Origin of the sequence: Kitasatospora sp. NPDC056783 (genome assembly GCF_042789895.1) — a bacterium.
Taxonomy (GTDB): Bacteria; Actinomycetota; Actinomycetes; order Streptomycetales; family Streptomycetaceae; genus Kitasatospora.
On sequence record NZ_JBHUAF010000042.1, the window covers coordinates 16,523 to 34,348 of the forward strand.

At 68.7% G+C, this 17,826-nt stretch carries 15 protein-coding genes and 4 pseudogenes; 8 read left to right on the forward strand and 11 right to left on the reverse strand.

The window, feature by feature from the left end; genetic code table 11:
* Window positions 1-6 precede the first annotated feature (6 nt).
* The 4 genes from ACFRMQ_RS09595 to ACFRMQ_RS09610 form a co-directional block, all read right to left on the reverse strand.
* On the reverse strand, window positions 7-1,014 hold the full coding sequence (locus ACFRMQ_RS09595; protein ID WP_380728731.1) for a hypothetical protein: 1,008 nt from the start codon (window positions 1,012-1,014) through the stop codon (window positions 7-9).
* Window positions 1,014-2,444 carry a phage portal protein gene (locus tag ACFRMQ_RS09600; protein WP_380728733.1) on the reverse strand — a complete coding sequence of 477 codons (1,431 nt, stop codon included), beginning with the start codon at window positions 2,442-2,444 and terminating at the stop codon, window positions 1,014-1,016. Before ACFRMQ_RS09600 ends, ACFRMQ_RS09595 begins: the two co-directional genes overlap by 1 nt.
* A 78-nt stretch (window positions 2,445-2,522) precedes the next feature.
* Window positions 2,523-4,220 (reverse strand): terminase large subunit, encoded by a 1,698-nt coding sequence (locus ACFRMQ_RS09605; protein WP_380728735.1) that lies wholly within the window; start codon window positions 4,218-4,220, stop codon window positions 2,523-2,525.
* Window positions 4,201-4,680 (reverse strand): P27 family phage terminase small subunit, encoded by a 480-nt coding sequence (locus tag ACFRMQ_RS09610; RefSeq protein ID WP_380728737.1) that lies wholly within the window; start codon window positions 4,678-4,680, stop codon window positions 4,201-4,203. Before ACFRMQ_RS09610 ends, ACFRMQ_RS09605 begins: the two co-directional genes overlap by 20 nt.
* 854 nt (window positions 4,681-5,534) lie before the next feature.
* Between ACFRMQ_RS09610 and ACFRMQ_RS09615 the strand changes: the two genes are divergently transcribed.
* Complete coding sequence (locus tag ACFRMQ_RS09615) at window positions 5,535-5,876, forward strand: hypothetical protein (protein ID WP_380728739.1); 342 nt, start codon at window positions 5,535-5,537, stop codon at window positions 5,874-5,876.
* 114 nt (window positions 5,877-5,990) lie between these two features.
* Here ACFRMQ_RS09615 and ACFRMQ_RS09620 read toward each other — a convergent pair whose 3' ends face one another.
* The 4 genes and pseudogenes from ACFRMQ_RS09620 to ACFRMQ_RS09635 form a co-directional block, all read right to left on the reverse strand.
* The gene (locus ACFRMQ_RS09620) at window positions 5,991-6,392 is read right to left on the reverse strand and encodes an HNH endonuclease (protein WP_380728741.1); all 402 of its coding nucleotides are present in this window, start codon (window positions 6,390-6,392) and stop codon (window positions 5,991-5,993) included.
* Between the two features lie 689 nt (window positions 6,393-7,081).
* A complete protein-coding gene (locus ACFRMQ_RS09625; protein ID WP_380728743.1) occupies window positions 7,082-8,806 on the reverse strand; it encodes a recombinase family protein in 1,725 nt (574 codons plus the stop codon).
* Between the two features lie 106 nt (window positions 8,807-8,912).
* Window positions 8,913-9,248: pseudogene (locus tag ACFRMQ_RS09630) on the reverse strand (VOC family protein); the annotation flags it as partial.
* A 702-nt stretch (window positions 9,249-9,950) separates the two neighbouring features.
* Window positions 9,951-10,158 (reverse strand): annotated as a pseudogene (locus tag ACFRMQ_RS09635) (ATP-binding cassette domain-containing protein); the annotation flags it as partial.
* A gap of 133 nt (window positions 10,159-10,291) precedes the next feature.
* On the opposite strand from ACFRMQ_RS09635, the gene ACFRMQ_RS09640 reads away from it, so the two are divergent.
* Together ACFRMQ_RS09640 and ACFRMQ_RS09645 are read left to right on the forward strand one after the other, a co-directional pair.
* Complete coding sequence (locus ACFRMQ_RS09640) at window positions 10,292-11,575, forward strand: sensor histidine kinase (protein WP_380728745.1); 1,284 nt, start codon at window positions 10,292-10,294, stop codon at window positions 11,573-11,575.
* Window positions 11,572-12,243, forward strand: coding sequence for a response regulator (locus tag ACFRMQ_RS09645; RefSeq protein WP_380728748.1), 672 nt, complete (start codon window positions 11,572-11,574; stop codon window positions 12,241-12,243). Before ACFRMQ_RS09640 ends, ACFRMQ_RS09645 begins: the two co-directional genes overlap by 4 nt.
* 199 nt (window positions 12,244-12,442) lie before the next feature.
* On the opposite strand, the gene ACFRMQ_RS09650 is transcribed toward ACFRMQ_RS09645, so the two are convergent.
* On the reverse strand, window positions 12,443-12,847 hold the full coding sequence (locus tag ACFRMQ_RS09650) for a hypothetical protein (RefSeq protein ID WP_380728751.1): 405 nt from the start codon (window positions 12,845-12,847) through the stop codon (window positions 12,443-12,445).
* 197 nt (window positions 12,848-13,044) lie between these two features.
* On the opposite strand from ACFRMQ_RS09650, the gene ACFRMQ_RS09655 reads away from it, so the two are divergent.
* Window positions 13,045-13,503 carry a hypothetical protein gene (locus ACFRMQ_RS09655; protein ID WP_380728753.1) on the forward strand — a complete coding sequence of 153 codons (459 nt, stop codon included), beginning with the start codon at window positions 13,045-13,047 and terminating at the stop codon, window positions 13,501-13,503.
* Between the two features lie 1,103 nt (window positions 13,504-14,606).
* On the opposite strand, the gene ACFRMQ_RS09660 is transcribed toward ACFRMQ_RS09655, so the two are convergent.
* Complete coding sequence (locus ACFRMQ_RS09660; protein ID WP_380728755.1) at window positions 14,607-15,551, reverse strand: hypothetical protein; 945 nt, start codon at window positions 15,549-15,551, stop codon at window positions 14,607-14,609.
* Window positions 15,552-15,948: 397 nt separating this feature from the next.
* Window positions 15,949-16,167, reverse strand: a pseudogene (locus ACFRMQ_RS09665) (MFS transporter); the annotation flags it as partial.
* A gap of 60 nt (window positions 16,168-16,227) precedes the next feature.
* Between ACFRMQ_RS09665 and ACFRMQ_RS09670 the strand changes: the two are divergent.
* The 4 genes and pseudogenes from ACFRMQ_RS09670 to ACFRMQ_RS09685 all read left to right on the forward strand — a co-directional run.
* Window positions 16,228-16,281 (forward strand): annotated as a pseudogene (locus ACFRMQ_RS09670) (hypothetical protein); the annotation flags it as partial.
* Window positions 16,282-16,525: 244 nt separating this feature from the next.
* Window positions 16,526-16,831 carry a hypothetical protein gene (locus ACFRMQ_RS09675; protein ID WP_380728757.1) on the forward strand — a complete coding sequence of 102 codons (306 nt, stop codon included), beginning with the start codon at window positions 16,526-16,528 and terminating at the stop codon, window positions 16,829-16,831.
* A gap of 34 nt (window positions 16,832-16,865) precedes the next feature.
* Window positions 16,866-17,372: a DinB family protein gene (locus ACFRMQ_RS09680; protein ID WP_380728759.1), complete on the forward strand. Its 507-nt coding sequence runs from the start codon at window positions 16,866-16,868 to the stop codon at window positions 17,370-17,372.
* A gap of 206 nt (window positions 17,373-17,578) precedes the next feature.
* Window positions 17,579-17,779 carry a hypothetical protein gene (locus ACFRMQ_RS09685; protein WP_380728761.1) on the forward strand — a complete coding sequence of 67 codons (201 nt, stop codon included), beginning with the start codon at window positions 17,579-17,581 and terminating at the stop codon, window positions 17,777-17,779.
* Window positions 17,780-17,826: the final 47 nt, after the last annotated feature.

The following is a 17,826-nucleotide window of genomic DNA, read 5'->3' on the forward strand; positions in this document are numbered from 1 at the left end:
TTCCCCCTACGTGATATATCCGTGTTTCTTGAGCTGTGCTATCTCCAACTCGCGGTTTCCCTTGGCGAGTTGGAAGATAGCTTCCGGCATCAGGCGGGCCTCTCCGCTCCGCTGCTGTGCCCGGGTGGTCTGGCCGAACCGGGTACCGGCCGTCTTCTCGAAGTCGGCGCCGATCGCTTTCGCGCCGATCCCGCGGCGGGTGGTGCCCTCGCTGGTGACCTTGAGATCCCCACGGACTCCGCCCGTGGCGGTCGACATGCCCCGGCGGGCGTTCACGATCTGGCCGAGGTCGGCCCCGTGCTCCAACGCCTTGACCCCGGACTCACCGAGGCGCCGCCGCTGTTCTTCGGGGCTCATGGACTTGAACAGGTCTTCGGGACTCTTCACCGCGCCGAACTCGGCATCCGTCGACATGGGCTCCATGCCGCAGTCACAGCGGGGGTGCCGCTTGAACCCAGTGGAGTAGCTGTACTGCCTGCCCGCCAGCACGATGCACCGCGCGCACGCCGGAAGGTGAACCACCCGGACGTAGCTGATACACCGGGGGTGAGCTGCCATGGCGACCGAGGTAGCCGTTCGAGCCGTGTCGGTGATGGTCGTCCCGGTCAGCATGGCCATTTGGGTCAAGCCCCGCAGGGCAGCCACCTCGGCGGACTCACCGAGGGCAAGTGACTGCGCGGTGGTCACGGCGGGCATGTAGAGCATGGTTGCGAGCGGTCGTCCGTCCATGGCGAGACCCACCAGGGCGCCCGGGTCGACCGCACCGAGCGGCGCCGCGAGAGCGCCTTGCGCTGCCATGGCACCGGACACGAAAGCCTGAGCGCCCTGCGCGGCCGAGAGCTGCCCGGCCACCACGGCATTGAGAATCTGCGCGCCGGTCTCGCCCTGCATCGCGGAGAGAATCCGGTCAGCCGGCACGTCCCGCCAGAGCCCCTGTACTGCCTCTACGACGGACCGGGAGATGTTCTGCACCTCGGCATACCGGTCGGCCGCGAGCGTCCCGGACGACGCCATTACGCGGCATCCGGGAGGGCATCGGCGGGCGGTTCCTCGGCCTGGTCGGGCTGGTCGGCCTTGGGGCCGAACAGGGCCGACAGGTTGCCGCCGAGGATGGCCCCGGCCGCATCGGTGCGCATCCGCTTGTACCGCTCGATTTCCTCGGGGGTGACCCCGGGAATCCGCTCCCAGACAGCTTCGTCCGGCAGCCCCAACGCCTTGAGCTTGACCAGCGCATCGGCGTACTGCGAGTCACTGCGGAACTGCGGGTCGCGCCAGATCACGGACCCGAGGGCGAGGGCTTCGGCGCGGGCCGTCTCGCCGTTGGCCAGAGCTTCGAGCCGCATGACCTCGCGGAGCCCGCTCCCGAAGTGCCGTTGGCGCTCGGTGACCTTGGCGACCAACCCGGCTTCGGATGCCGCGAGGGCGTCCGCCGATACGTTGATCAGCTTGCCGGTCAGGTAGGTGGCGGGGGTTCGGGTCTGCGCTGCGATGTGCTCGACAGCAACCCCGATCACGTCCAGGTAGTTGGACAGGCTCGCCGCGGAGAACTCCGCAATGCTGGCCCCCTCCTTCTCCAGCCAGAGCAGCCGGTCAGAGCGGAAACGGTCGAGCGGTAGGTCTTCCTCGCCGACCACTTCGCCAGTCTCGTCAAGGATTTCGCGGACGGGCCGATCCATGCCGAGGATGGCGCGGGCGGGCAGGGCGAGACCGTCCGAGGCGGTCATCATGTGCGCCCACAGGGTGTTAACGGCGTCCTGTAGCGGGAGCACGGTCGCAATCTCGGAGCGAGGACTACCGTTCAGCCGGCTCCGGTTCGGAAGCTCAATCAGCGGCACCACGCCGAGGGGGTTCGGGACGTGGGCGGGCTCGCCCTTGGACAGGCCGTCGGTCCGCTCGACCCACTGTCCGCCGTCGCGCATCGGTCGCTGCCAGCGGTACACCATGTCCGGCGTGAACAGCGTCGCGTACTCCGCGCTGCCGTCGTGCCAGACCTTGAGCCCTGCCGAACGGGCCCGGCGTCGACCGGGGACGTACTCGACCACGGCGCCCGAGGCGTGCTCGAAAGTGATTTCGGTGTTCTCGCCGTCCGGGCGCCACACCAGGGCGTAGGCCCGGGACGTGATCAGCGCTTCGAGCAGCGCTAGGCCGATCTCCACATCGCATTCGGAGCGGCGCCACGCTCGGCCGGCTGCCTGGTCGATCGTGCCGTCTTCGAGCCGGAACCCGAGCGGCATCAAGCGCTCTACGGTGGCGTCCGGCACAGTGGCACACCAGTTGTCCGAGAAATCCTTGAACAGCCCGCCGGTCTGCGTCGTGAACTCCGGCGAGGCGAACAACAGCGGGCGCTTACCCTCGTAGGCGTTCGACCACTTCTCGGCAGCTTGCTTGCGTCGCTCGATCTTGGCCCGGAGCCGGACGGTCATCTGTAGCGGGGTCTCAGCCACGCCGCACCCCCTCTTGGGCATGAAGAAACCCCGCCCGAGTAGGCCCGGACGGGGCTCGATGGATGCGCCTACGGCGCGTTACGCACTTGCCGCGCGGGCCCGCTTGATCGGCCGACGCACGTAGCCGTCAAGGGCCATCACCAGGGCGGCAATCCCGTCGATACGGGCGCTCGACTTGTCCCTGTCGGGCTTGACCGGGCGCATGTTGTCGTTGCCGTCCCGGTACACCTCGACCACGCTCGCGTTCCAGCGGAGAACGGGGTTCCCGCCGTGCTGTACGCGGTTCTCGCGCAGCAGCCTCTCAAGTTCCTTGCTGCCGGGACTCATTCCTAGGTAGGTCTGAGCGACGGGCACCAGGTCGACCCCGCGCGTCTTCGCCTGTACACGCTGGACAAGTTGACCGGCGAACATCCGGTCATAGCTGATCCGCTGCACGTCCAGCCGTCGACAGTCCGCGATGATCTGTTTCTCAATGGCGCCGTAGTCGATCGCGTCGCCCTCGGTCAGCGTCAGCAGCCCATCGGACACCCAACGGCCGAGCGGGACTTGCAGCTGTTGCTCAAGATCCGCCAACCGTTCCTCGGGCAGCCAGAACCGGGCGATCACGTCCAGCTCGACACCCGGCGTCCGAGACTCCACTACCAGGACCCACGCGGACAGGTCCGAGACCGCCGACAGGTCGACCCCGCCCCACGCCCGCCGGAAGCGAAACCGCTTCTCGTCCACGGAACCGGCGTTCGCGTCCCAGACAGGGAGCGGCAGCCAACGCGAGGACGACCGCATACGCCGGTTGAGCGACAGCCGGCAGAACGTAGGGAAGTAACTCGGCGTGCTCCGGGCCTTGTTCGCCTCGCGGCGCATGTAGGCCAGGCTCGGGCTGACACCGAGGCCCGGGTTCGCCTTCCGCCAAGTCTCTTCGGCGTACGGGTCGTCTCCCTCCTCGGCCGCCCAGATCACCCCGTAGTGACCGGGGTCGGACACGATGCCGTCAGCGCAGCGACGGGTGTACGTGTGCTTCTCGTCGTAGATGCTGCCTTCGGTGCCTTCGTCGGCCGTGGTGATGAAGACCACCAACGGCTGATCTCGGGCGCCCGTGCCGGTCTCGATGGCGTCGATAAGGTCGCGCCGTTTGTGCACGTGGACTTCGTCAACGATGGCCCCGCTGACGTTCAAGCCGTGGGCGGTCTCGGCCACCTTGGACAGGGCGCGGAACACGCCACCGGTCCGCGGCACCCGGATGACCCCGCGCAGAACCTCTACGCGGCCCCGTACGGCCCGACTGGTCAGCGCCATGCGCTTGGCGTCATCGAAGACACGTTCGGCCTGCGGGAGGCTGCCAGCAGCCGCGTACACCTCGGCGCCGATCTCGCGGTCTGCGAGCAGCAGCACCAGACCGATACCGCTGGAAAGCGTCGACTTGCCCGCCTTGCGCGGTACCTCGATCCACACGGTTCGGGTGACCCGCACCGGCCGGCCTAGCTCCGGGTCGTCCCACAGCCACCCGAACACGGGGGCCACGACCCACACCTTTTGCCAAGGGGCGAGGCGGAGTTGAGTCCCGCCCCACCGGCCCTTCGTGTGCTTCATGGTCTCGATGGCAGCGATAGCCCGTCGGGCTGCTGGCACTGAGAAGTAGGCGCCGGGCTGATCGGCCGACTGCCGGGTGAGTACCAGCGGGCGGGAGCGCAGGGCCTCGGCTATCTCCTCCTCGGACATGCCGAGTTCGAGCAGCGCGTCATAGGGGACGGGCAGGGCGTCAGTCGAAGATCCCGTCATCGTCGCCCCCCAGATCCGGCGGGGTAATCCGCGTGGCGGACGCAGGGCTCAGCCCCAACTCACCCACCAGCGCCCGCAGATGTGACCGGTACTGGCCGAGGATGGTCACCCACGGCGATTTCACGTTGCCTCGCTCGGTCTCGACCACCAGCCCCGTGCGGCTCAACTCCCGCTCGCCCTGCCAGATCCGGGCAGAGGTGATGCAGTAGTCCACCGCGACTTCGCGTTGGGAGTCGACCAGCCCGGCGGAGACCATCAAGGCCGGAACCACCCGCGCCCAGACGTCCGCGGCGTGCTCGCGCACCTCGGCCACGTCGTCACCAGGCAGCAGCTCGGCCCAATCGGGCTCGACCGGGTCAGTGGGGGCGAACCGTGCCCCCTCGCTGTTGCGGTCGGGGCGGAAGGTGCCTTCCCGTACCGCCTGAATGTGCGGCTTCGGCTTGCGTCCGGGGACAGCCACAGAAAGTCACCTCCACAAAACTAAGGGGATTAGCCATGCGATTTTTTCGCCTCCCTGCCGATCAGTGGCGGGAGGGGAGGGGAGTACCCCCCTGGTAAAGCCGCAGGTCAGCGGCGTATTGGCTTGGCATTCGCCGCGGCCCAACCACCCGGCTGACGCTGGGCGGTCTCCCGGTTGTGACAGAGAGTGCACAGCGGTCGAAGCCTGTTCGGCGCGTCCGGATCGGGCACGCCCTGCGCCACCAGCTCACGCCGAGACAGCGGGAAGTGGTCGGCCACGGTCGAGCCGGCTCCGCACAGCACGCACCACGGGTGCCGGTAGAGGTAGGCCCGCCGGACACGCTGCCACCGGGTGTCGTAGCCACGTTCCGCAGCGCTTCCCCGTAGGGCCTCGGCCTCGCGCTCGTGAACGGCACAGCGACCACCACGAGCAGTCAGCTCGGGACACCCGGGGACGCTGCACGGGGGGCGGGGTCTACGCGGCATGGCGGTCTCCTCGGCGGGGTCGGCGTCTCGGCGATCACGTACGGGTTTTGGAATCGGCGCTGGACGGTCACCGCGTTCATGCGCATCAGCCGTATCCCCGAGTGGGCACAGGACCCGCAGGGCCGGTACCTGGTCGACCAGTCCCAGCACTGGCTGTGTCTGTGGCTCGCCGCGCTACACGTTTCTACGATTGCACACAAACTTCTACTCCCCCTTTGAGGCCTAAGCGCTCGCCAGTTGGAGTGATAACCGTCAAGACCGATTGCCCTTGCTGTCGAAATGGGTATTCGCTTTGCAGTCATGTGCGCAGGTTGCGCCACCGAGTCGGCACGGAAAAATCCATGCCGAGTCTTGAGGAAAGGAAGAGGCATGAAAAAGCTGAGAGCTGTAGTCACTGCTTCCGTGACAGCCGCATTGGGCATGACCGCCGTGATGTTCACGGCGCCGACCGCATGGGCCTGGGTCACTGAAGCCGAGTGCACAACCTACGTCGTGAACCAGGCAGGCAGCGCTGGCAACTTCGAAGCTACCTGCAAGGCCACGCCGAGCACCCACCGGGCGCTTCCCACCGTCTTCTGTGAAGACATCTCCGGCAACTCCTACACGGTCATCGGCGAATGGCAGTGGCTATCAAACACCGACATCACCTACTTCCGAGTGGACTGCAAGGGCACAGACCGGGCGACTGGCGGAAATCTCGAAATCAGGTGAGATAGGGGCCGAGCTGCCCCTCTTTCTTGGAATATCAGCCCCGGCATGGCCTGCAACCTGCCGGGGCTGAAAATTTCAGGCCGTACGGGCGAGCCTCGTAGCACAAACACGCGCTCAAAACGGCGGATTGCCCACCCCGAAGTCCTCGCGGGTCTTCGCCTTGTGGCACGGACGGCACAACGGCCACACGTTGTCGTCCGTGTCCTCGCCCCCGAGGGCAAGCGGGGTCCGGTGGTCGACGTCGACCAGCCCGGCCGGGAAGTCGCCGCCACACAGCCCGCACACCGCGGAGCCCGTCCGATCAACCCGCCGTCGAAGCCGCTCCGCCCCGCTGTGGCGCCGTGCCACCAGGGCGAGCAGCCGGCGGCGGGCACGAACCGAGGGACGGGCTTCGTAGGCCGCGTGGTGGGCCTCGCAGCGTCCCCGGTGCGTCGGGGGGTCGGTGCAGTCGATACAGCGCACGGCACCCCCTCGGCGGTCAGTTGCATCAGGTCGAAGACCACGATCTCTGTACATCGCGTCATGTGGCGAAGGTGCCCACCCCGAGGCTCGAACTCGGGACCTCCGCGAACAGCGCCCTGTGGGGTCGTGTCCGCGTACCCCCTGCCGCGGGGGTTGTGGGCTTGGTGGTCGTCCTCGCCGAATCGGAGCCGGTCCGAACACGGTGGGGACCGAGCCGTGACCCCTCTCGGGTGTCCTGGCGGCTCGGTCCCCTCGCGTTGCCGCACGACTCCGGCGGCCACCCCTCGCGGGGTGCGTGGTGCACGGGCAACGCTGCTCCGAGAGCGGGCACTCGGTCCGCCGTACGCCCCCGTGTGGGATGGGTGCGCGGTAACCCGCTCTCGGTTGTAGTGGGGACCAACCCTTGCCGGTGACCGCCAGGCGGTGAACGCGGCTTGTGTGCTCCCGGTTGTAGTAGGGACCAGTCCTTGCCGGACCCCCTCGGGGGTTCGCGGCCGGGGCTTTCCCTGGGAACAGTAGGGACCAGCCCTTGCCCGGTGGCGGGGTGGCGAGAGCGGTCCTGTTTCTTCTTTCTCTGTATTTTTTCTATGTGTTCTAAAAAATAGAAAGAACCACCACCCCACCACCATCCCGGCCCGCTGTCGGCCGGACCGGAGCCGGCAAGCCCGAGGGCGTACGCGCCCGTCTGCGGGCAGCAGAGAGCCCCGGCGGATCACAGGACCGGCCGGGGCTGTACGGGGCTGCTACGCGGCTGCGGGCACCGCCTCGGGGGCGTCGAGCCGTAGACGGGAGCCCTGTGCGGGCGGTGCTTCGTTGCGGTCCTCGGACTCTACCCCGAGGGCAACCGCCAACAGTTCCTCGGCTGCGGGGTCGAGGTCACCGGACATGGCGAAGTCGACGCGTCGTGTGTCGAGCTTGCGCCATCCGCCGCGGGTGCCCCGTCGGACGTTCAACCGGACACCTGCGCCGACCAGCATGGTGCGTCGCTTGGCGGTGTCCGCGGTCGCCCACTCGTCGGCGTAGGTGCGTCCCGTCGGGGTGACGATCGTCTGCGGCTCCGTCTTCTCCCGGGACTCCAGCTCGGCTATGCGGGTGTCCAGCGCGTCATGTAGCTTCTGCCACTCCTGCGCGGCGTGCTTGGACTTCTGCTTGCCTTGGTTCTTCAGGTGCGCGGCGAACTCGGCCACGGTCGCTTTCAACTCCGGCTCGGGGTCGTACCCGGGGATCACGACGGTCTTTCGGGTCTGGATACCCCCGACCAGGCGCAGGAACTCGGCTTCCACATGTTCGTCTGCCCAGTCGCCCCGGACGTTCGACGGCGCCTCGCAGGCATCGCCCCGGGCGTGGTAGTTGCACTTGTACGTGGGCGTCTTGCCTTCCTGCGCATTCAGGTACATGCGCCCGCCGCATGAGTCGCAGTGGATCACCCGCAGCAGCAGGGAGTCCGTGTCTGACCGTTCGCTGTTGTTGACACTGCGTCCGTCCAGGATGGCGCCGACCTGGTCGAACTCCTCGCGGGTGAGGATCGGTTCCGTGGTGCACATGACCGGGTTGCCCTGGTCGTCGCGTACGGGCACGCCCTTGTGCAGTTTCCAGCCCAGCAGAACCTCACTTCGGAGCATCCGGGTAATGACCGTCGGAGTCCACTGGAACGACTCCCGCACGACGTGCGAGCCCTTGGCGCCCCCGGTCTTGCCGCCCCGCTCGCGGCCCATCTTCTCCGCCCAGTAGTCGCGCGGGCTCAGGATGCCGTCCGCGTTGAGCCTTGCCGCGACGGCGGAAGCGGTCTCGCCTTCCAGCAACTCCCGGATGATGCGTTCGATGACCGCGATGGCATCCGGGTCGGGAACCAGGGTCCAGCCCTTGCAGCCGAACTCCTCAGGCATCGGGGCGGGCATGTAGCCGTACGGGGGCTTGCCGCCACCACGCCAGCGAAGCGGCATCCGGCGCATGGCGGCCTGCGCCCCGGTCACACGGTCTGAGATGGACTGCGACTCAAACTGTGCAGCGAAAGCCAGCATGAACAGTTGGAGTTCGGACATGGGGTCCATGGCGTTGCGGAAGTCGAAGACTTGCCGCCCGCCGCCGAGGCCCTCGGCGAAGATCAAGACTTTGCGGTGCTCGCGCGCCCAGTTGGCGAGGGCGTACATGTGGCCCATGGACCGGATCGCGCGGTCGAAGCGCCAGAACACAAGCGCGTCGTAGGTATCCGGGTTGTTCAACCACCGGAGAAGTTCGGGGCGCTCCCACGGGGAAGTCTTGGACGCGCTCACGTCCAAGTCGACGGCTTCCCGGAGCGTGTCACCCTCTCCGAAACTGACCCGCAGTTCGCCGGCTACGTGGTTGCATGCGTCACGCTGACGCTCGGGGCTGGTGGTCTCGTCGGTCAGAACCGAGAGGCGAACGCACCGGACGCCCCGTAGGGTCTCGGCGAACACCGTCCCGGCCAGCAGGTTGCGGGTATCCATGTCCCATGTGGGGACCGGGGCTTGCCCGGGGACTGCCTCGGGGTTCCTGACCAGGGTCGACGCTGCTGCCACGGCTCACACTCCAGAACTGCCAGTTCTGTGTGTTGGGGTCGGCCATGACCGTCCAGGGGACGTCGCCCTGCCCCACGTCGGCGATTGTCGCGCCGAGGTCCTTCAGGCGCGCGACCAGCTCCGCCTGACGGGCCGTCGAGGTGGTGGCCAGGTCGAGGTGCACCCGGTTCTTCACCGTCTTGGGTTCCGGGCGGGCGACGAGGTCGATGCAGACGGCCGCGGGGTCGGGGTAGGCGAAGCCGACCGGTTCGAGGTTGGTCACGCCGGGTCCCTCGCTGTCGACACCCCAGTCGAGCGCCTCCGCCCAGAACCGGCCGAGCGCGGCGTCGTCCTGGGCCTTCATGTTGATCTGCACGAGTCGTGTTGCCATGCCGCAGATCCTAGAGCCGGGCCCAGAACCAGGAGTACGCGGTCGAACTTCGCTGAGCCGGGCCAGGCGGCTACCGCCCCGGGATGGCGGCCGCCGCTTCCCGGGTCGCCGGGTCCTCTCGCTCTTCAGCTGCGGGGCGATCAGTTCGGCGGCTGGTGGTGTTCCACCAGCGTCGGGAGGCGGGGCCGGCGCCGTGGCCGGTGACTGAACTCAACCCGCGGCGCTACCCGGCAGCGCTTCCTCGTGTCCCGTGTCGACGAAGTCCGGTGGGTCGCAGTGTAGTTCGATGGGCAGGAGTCGTCTCGGCGAAGTCCGACCGTGGCACACGCGACATCGAGCAGGCTCCAACCTGCTCGATGCCGCCCGACCAGCAGAGGCGAACCCGGTGCCGGTGGGCTGACGCCGTAGCAGGAACGAAGCCGCCGAATTCGTATCCGACGGCCTCGTCTCCCTGAGGAGTCCCTCGATCAGTTCACGGTGACCGCCGGGCGCGGCTGCAGAGCTGGCGGGCCCGGCCGCCTTTCTCCACAGACCCGCTACTGCGGTCTCGCACCCGCTCAACGGGACGGACGGCGCCCGAGCGGCTGGTGGTCGTCGCCTTCGCGGCCCTCGTCCGGCGAGGGCGACAAGGCCCGCGGTCTCTGCCAGAGTCATCGCTGTGACAGGCCCTTCCGGAAAATGGGGGTGCTGGGGCGAGAGGGATCCCGAGGGAGCGGAACGAGCGGCCGTCGATGGTGACGAACCCGCTGGTGGGGGTGTGCAGACCGAGAATCAGCCGCAGTGCGGTGCTCTTGCCAGCCCCGTTGGGGCCGAGGAACCCGGTGACGTAACCGGGAGTCACGGTGAAGCTCAGATTGTTGACCGCCGGCTTCTTGCCGTAGCGCTTCGTCAGCTCGTGGACTTCGATCACGCCTTCAACGGTGCCCGGGTCGGGGCCGGGCGGGCATCGGACCAGAACTGACACTCCGTCGCGGCACCCGTCGACCCTGGTTGTACAACCGTGGTCCGATGCCCGCGGGAGGGCACCCGGTTACGATCACCACATGTCCGTGACGCCGACCCTGGCCCTGCTCAAGCCCGTGCCACCGGGCGCATGGACGGCCCTGGCCTGGTGCGTGTCGGTCGCGTACCCCTCGGTCGTACTGGGCGGGAAGCCGGACCACCCCATCTCCCACGCGGGTGGCACCGCCGGGCACCGGGACTGGGCGTTCCTCATCGCCGCGTCCCTCGTCGTGTTCGGCGCCGCCGCCCTGCTTCGCCGTCGGCCACTGCTGTCGATCGCCCTGCTGATCGTCGCCACGCTCGCGGTGACGGACGCGACGCGCGCGAACATTCAGCTGCCACTGACCGCGCTCCTGGCGGTCGACGTCGCGCTCTGTCTGGTCACGGCCGCCCAGCCCTACCGGACCTCGCGTGCCGCCCTGGCCCTTGTGCTGGTCGTGCTGATCACGCACCTGGGCATGGTGCCCGACAACACCGTGGGGTTGACGACCGCCACGTACGACGGTGCTCCGGCGCCGGGGACCGTGTTCGTCGTCGAACATTTCCAGCTGACCACCAGCCTGCCGCACATCGGCGTCTCGGACGAGGGCGTCCTGGCGGCCGTCATCGCCTGGCTGGTAGGCCGGTCGATACGCCAGTCCCGCGAGCACACCGAAGTGATGAGTGCCCAGCTGGCCGCACAGGCGGTCACCGCCGAACGGCTGCGGATCGCACGGGAGATGCACGACACAGTGGCGCACAGCATCGGCATCGTCGCCCTGCAGGCCGGTGCGGCGCGACGGATCATCGACAGCCGGCCGGACCGGGCCCGCGACGCGCTGGCCGAAATCGAGACCGCCGGGCGGGAGACCCTGTCGGGCCTGCGGCGGATGCTCGGCGCGCTGCGCCAGACCGATCAGGACAGCGGTACCGAGACCACCCCGCTGCACCGGCCGCCAGGCCTGGCCGACCTCGACCGGCTGGCCGCCGCAACGACCGCAGCGGGCGTCCGGGTCGACGTCCGGTGGCAGGGCAAGCGGCGCCCGCTGCCGCCGGACGTCGACCTGGCGACCTTCCGCATCATCCAGGAGTCGATCGCCAACGTGGTGCGTCACGCCGAAGCCACCTCCTGCCAGGTGTCCATCGACTGCCGGAAGAACGAAGAGGTGGCCATCGAGATCACCGACCAGGGCCGCGGCCACGGCACGACCCCGGGCAGTGGCTACGGCCTCACCGGACTGCGCGAGCGGGTCACCCTGCTGCACGGAGAGTTCCACGCCGGCCCCCGGCCCAGCGGCGGCTTCCGAGTCTCGGTCCGGATACCCATGGCAGGAGGAGCGCAATGAGCATCCGCGTCATGCTGGTCGATGACCAACCGCTGGTGCGAGCCGCCCTGGAGATGGTCATCTCCGGCACGCCCGACATCGAAGTCGTCGGGGAAGCCGGAACCGGTGCCGAGGCGGTCCGGCTGGCCGAGGAACTCCACCCGGACGTGGTGGTGATGGACATCCGCATGCCCGGCATGGACGGGATCGAGGCCACCCGCCTGGTCACCGTGGGCCCGGGAGAACCGCGCGTGGTCGTGCTGACCACCTTCGACGACGACGATCACGTCTACGCCACGCTGCGCGCCGGGGCCTCCGGCTTCCTGGTCAAGGACATGGCACTGGACGACATCCTCGCCGCGATCCGGGTAGTCGCCGCCGGGGACGCCCTCATCGCGCCGAGCGTCACCCGCCGGCTGATCGCCGAGTTCGCCGGACGGCCCGAGCCCACCCGATCCACCCTTGCTCCCGCGCCCCGGAGGATCGGCGGCATCACCGACCGGGAGCGCGAGATCCTCACCCTCGTCGGGCGCGGCCTGTCCAACACCGAGATAGCCGCCGAACTGGTCATCAGCGTAGCCACCGTCAAGACCTACGTGACACGGCTGCTCGCCAAGCTCGACGCCCGCGACCGGGTGCAACTCGTCATCCTTGCGTACGAGACATGCCTGGTCACACTGCCCCGCTGAACACCACACCACTTGCCCTGCACCCAAACGGATCGCCGCCGCCGGAGCCTGGCCCTGACGCGCGGGGTGTGATGGCGGCCGGGAAACACCTCAGTGATCTGGATGGTAGACGGGGGCGGCGAAAGCAACGTGTACCCGCCTGAGTACTTGCTCGTGTACGCCGGCAGTTGTAGCTGAGCAGCGGTCACGGGGGTTGTTTCTATCGGGGGTCTGTCCCGGGCATCGGGATGACATTCTCCGGCAGCTTCCGAGGCGCGTTCTGGTCTTGCCGTGTCAGGACGGCGGCGGCCAGGACGATCTGTTCGGCGCGGTGCCATGCCCGGGCTTCGGAATCCCGGGTTGCCTTCGGGTTCGCCTTGAGTCGCGCGACGTCCTTGCGCAGGCGCTTCTCGGCTTCGGGCGGCTGGTGTGTCTCAGCGCGGGCCCTGGCGTAGAAGGTCTCCTTGAGGTCAGCATGCCGCTTCTGCAGGGCCATCCGGTGGACGTCTGCCTCGATGGCCAGGGCGACGACGGTGAGGCTGCCGTCGGAGCGCGTGGCCTGGCCTGCCATGAGCCGGTCGATGGCCTCACGGATGCGGGAGCGTTCGTCCTGCTGCTGGTTCATACGAGAACGGGGCTTCCCCCGGGGGTCGTTCCAACCGTGCAGTACTCCCTCCTCTCCGGCGGGATCCCCGAACACGCTGGCGGCCACGGGCGCGGGTTCCGGAACGGCAGCGGTGACCCAGTCCCAGAGCCTCGTGAACCGCCCGGCGGGTGCGCTATGTTGACCGCCTCCGCAGGAAGCACACAAGGGGATCCGCTGTGACCACACCCGGGCAGACACCACCACCGCCCCCGTACTACCCGGGCCAGTCACCTGCCGGTCCCACCCAGCCCTGGCGCAAGAAGATCCCACCAATCGGCTGGGTTGCCGCGGGCATCAGCCTGGTCGTGCTCATCGGCGGAGGCGCAGCCATCATCCGAAACGCTACGCAGAACTCCGGGTGCTGGCTCGTGTCCGACGGCAACAGCCTCTCCATCCAGGTCGCTGGAAGCGGCGCCGAACAGGCCTGCGCCGACCTCATGTCGCCAATGACCGACTACGGCAGCACTACCTGGGGGCACGGTGACGGCGAACCCGCAGATAAGGGCTCCGCAACGTGCAGGTTGCTGAAGCCTGATGCGCAGGCCACTGTGTGGGACAGCAGCGGCAATCCGATCGTCGGCAATGGCCTTTGCTCGTTCCTGCTCGGCTTCGGCTGGGAGCAACCTCCGAACTGACTTGGTGCACCGCGACGTTCGTGCCCTCCAGACGCGGCCGTTTGGGGCCGTGCCGTACGAGGTCGAGCCGGCGATCTTCGACGAGAAGCGGCATCCCGCTCCTTCCCGTGGGGCCCCGGACAGCATCCCCGTCGCCGAGGACGAGTAGGTCCCGCCGGCAGCAGCCAGCGGGGCCGAGATCAGTCTGTGGATCAGCGGTGGCAGGAGCAGGAACACTGGCTGTGGCAGTGGGAGTGCATGCCGCCCGCGCACGCAGCGCTGCGGTCGTAGCCGTTGTTCTGGACCGGCTGCCGCGAGACCTGATTCATGGTCGACTCCTGTCGGCGGGAGCTGTCTCGTCACTCCAGCGGTGAGAGAAGCACTGTGGGAACGGATCACCACGGTGGGCCTCGTCGATGATCAATATCCGTATGGGGAGAGGCCTCTGGCATCGGTCACCTGCCAGTGATCAGTGGTTCTGTCAGTGCACCTTCCTCTCCTGCTCGGCCTTGTCCTCGGCGCGGGCGGCGAGGTACTCGGCCCAGTCGCATGGGGCGTAGGCGACCCAGCGGATCGCGGTGTGGCGGGTGCATGCCGGTCAGGTCGGCGAGGATGGGGCTGGGGAGATCGACGCCATCCGCGACCTGTCGAGCCGTGCCGCGGGAGCGCGGATCGGCGTCGTGGGAGCGGACGGCGGCGCGGTCCTCGCCGGGGAGTGTGGACCAGTGCTCGTGGGCCCATACGGTGTGGGAGGCCTGCCGTTCGTCCTCCAGCCGGGCGGACTCGGCCAGCCGCTCCTCGTTCAGGCCCTGCCCCGTGGTCTCGTGGTCGCCGTTCCAGGGCCCGAGCGCGGAACCAGATGATCAATGTCGAGGGCCGCGAGCCGATGGCGCTCCTCGACTCCTGCCCGGCGGATCATGTGGCCTTCTGCTCTGTCGCTCGGTCGGTTCGCCCAGGGGGGCGGCTCTGGGCGAACCGCGAGTGGCCGACGGAGGAAGCCGCATCCGCATCCGTCCGGTGTGCGGCTGTACCTCGGCCGGCTACGCCTCCACACCGGAACGCCCCTCTGCGGCGCCGCTCCTGTTTACGGAGTGGTGTCACGGAGGGGCGGAGGGTGGGCTTGGTCAGGCCCTGCACATGACCAGGGCGCGGCTCTGGCCGATGTGGGAGCGGGTTGTCCAGGAGTTGGCGTTCTGCGGGTCGGGGGCGTCCAGCTCGATCTCGTCGTCGATGGCGCCGAAGCCGTCGAGGCCCAGACGGCTGTCCCGTCCGCCGCCTGCGATCTGTGTGCCCTGGGGGCAAGTGGCGCGGGCCACCTGGCCCTTCTGGGACCAGTCGGAGGCGACGACGGTGGGCACGGGCGCGCCCTGGGCGCACATGGCGTAGGCGCGGGTCTGGCCGCTCTTGGCCTGGACCATCCAGGTGTTGGCGCTGTCGGGGGCGGGCCCGTTGGCCTCGACGCCGTCGCTGAGCGCGCCGGTGAAGTTGGTTCCGATGCGGGCGTCCTGGCCGCCGCCGACCAGGCCGTAGCCACTGGGGCAGGTGGCCTTGGCGATCCATCCGGCCTGGGACCAGTCGGAGGCGACGATGGTCAGCGCGGGGGCTCCGGCGGCACACAGGGCCATCGCGCGTGCCTGGCCCTTCTTGGCCTGCGCGGACCAGGTGTCGGAGACGGTCGCGTCGGGGGCGTTGAGTTCGATGTCGTCGTTGACGTCCCCGTTGATCAGTGTCTCCAGCCGGCTGTCCCGGCCGCCGCCGATCAGACGCTGGCCCGCCGGGCAGGTGGCCTTGGCGATCCATCCGGCCTGGGACCAGTCGGAGGCGACGACGGTGGGCACGGGCGCGCCCTGGGCACACACGGCGAAGGCGCGGGCCTGGCCCCTGCTGGCCTGGACCATCCAGGTGTTGACGGTGCTCGGGTCGGGCCCGTTGGCCTCGACGCTGTCGACGACCGTCTTGAAGGTCGCGTTGGCGTAGAGGTTGGCGTCCTGGCCACCGCCGACCAGGCCGTAGCCGCTGGGACAGGTGGCCTTGGCGATCCACCCGTCCTGCGACCAGGCGGAGGCCACGATCTTCACTGCCGGGGCGGGCCCGTCCACTGCCCCGGCGGACGGCCCTGCCACTAACACCGCGCCGGTTGCCAGCACCCCTGAGAGGGCGAGGCGGATCCCGTGCATCATTCGAATCCCTTCACGTGCCGCTGAAAACGACGGCCACCCTAGCCGGGGGCTGCTCGTCGAGTGTGCGGTGCGGACCACGCGCACTGGATCACGGCATGTTCAAACCACCTGTTCAGGTGAATGCCGGTCACCGTCACCAGACAGTGCCCCCTCGCCGAGGGCCGTGCCAAGGGACAGTAGGAGTTCTGCCGTGTCCGCTGGGTGCCTGTTTGCAAGCTTCCGGGCAGTGTTTGACCAGGTCAGGAATCGAACAGGGCTGGGGTCACCGGGGCTGAGATTGGGTTGCTCAGGCGGTCACGCCTGGCCGCTGCCGGGGCAGTTCGGCGTGGCGCACCGCGCTGGAGGCCAGGGCGATGGCCACGCCCAGGCTGGCGAAGATTCCGCAGCCGACGAACACCGGGGCGGCGCCCCAGACTCCGATGGCGGCACCGACCAGCGGGTAACTGAGGGGGGCGAGACCGACCATGCTGAGCATGACGACGGAGGTGACCCGGCCGAGATACGCCGCGGTGAGGAGGCCTCGTACACCGCCGAGCAGCTGGGCGAGCCGGTCATCGACGTTCTGCTGGAACCCGGCGACGTGCTCTACCTGCCCTACGACACCCCGTATGCCGCCGCCGCCGAGGAGCAGGCCTCGGTTCACCTCTCCATCATGATCCGCCCCCGGATGTGGAAGGACCTGCTGAAGCAGACCTTCGAGGAACTGGTCCGGGACCCGGAGTTCACGAGTTCCCGTTCATCGGTGCGGACCGTGCGGTCGGCACCGAGACGCTGTTCACCGAGACGCTGCGAGCCGTCGCCCAGCGGCTGGCCGCCCTCGCCCCGGGCCGGAACCGGACCGCCTGGCCGAACTCGGCCGCCGGATGCCCGGAAACTCCGCGGGAAACACCTTCCGGACCACCGCCCGCCTCGACGCCCTGGAACCGGACACGCCGATGCGCCGCACCGCCGCCACCGTCGAATTCGGCACTCCCGACCGCGGACGGGTCCGGCTCACCGTCAACGGGCATCGGATCGCCGTGCCCGAGCCGGTGGCCGTCAGCCTGGCGGACCTCACGATGGGCGAACAGATCGCCGCCGCCAACGTGTTTCCCGGGGTCCCCGCCGAGCGGGCCACCTGTACCGCGCAGGGACTGGCCAGGATCGGTCTGCTGGAGGTAGCAGCCTGAACCGGTCCTGCCATCCGGATGAGAGGATCCGGCCGTGACTATCGAACGGCCTTCTCCGCCCACCGTCGCCGACGAGCGCGAGATGCTCCGCGCCCACCTGGAATTCCACCGGCAGACCCTCGAACTGAAGTGTGCCGGCCTGTCCGACGACCAGCTCCGCACACGCTCCATGCCACCCTCCACCCTCACCCTGCTGGGCCTGGTCCGGCACATGGCCGAAGTGGAGCGGTCCTGGTTCCGCCGGGTGGTCGATGGGCAGGACATTCCGCTGGTGTGGTCCGAAGACTTCAACTTCCAGACGGCCTACGAGGCCGACGACGCGAGCGTGCCTGCGGCATTCGCCGCCTGGCAGGCCGAGGTCGAGCATGCCCGCCGCATCGAGAGGCAGGCCGGCTCCCTGGAGCTCGTCGTCCACGAGCGTCGCCGCGGTCTCGATGTCTCGCTCCGCTGGGTGCTGCTCCACATGATCCACGAATACGCCCGGCACAACGGACACGCCGACTTCCTCCGCGAGGGAATCGACGGCACCACCGGAGTCTGAATTCCCGGCACTCGCAAAACCCTTTCACGCGTGCCCCACTGCCCTTCCCGGCAGTGAGGCACGGCCTTTCGTGTTCCCGCTCCACATCTTTCCGGAATCCCGTTCAAGTGCGTACGCGGTACCGGTCGAACGGATTGAACAGCATCGGTATCCGTTGACGGCTGCTGCGCCGCGGTGCGCTGGACGCCGCGCGCGCCCGGGAGCTGGTGTCGGTCAGCCGGCTCGACGACCTCGTCGCCATGGAGACCGTGCACCCCGCCTACATCCGCGTGGCCCGCGGCGGCCAGGACAACCCCGGCAAGGCCTACACCAGGGTGGCCGTCGAGCACGGCGCAGCACTCACCGAGGCCGTCCGCCCCGTCATCCACCCCGCCCGCGAACTGTCCCCGCTTCGACGGGTCCCCTGACTCGGCCGGCTGACCCGTCGTCAACCCGTGGGCCCGCCGACCGGAGG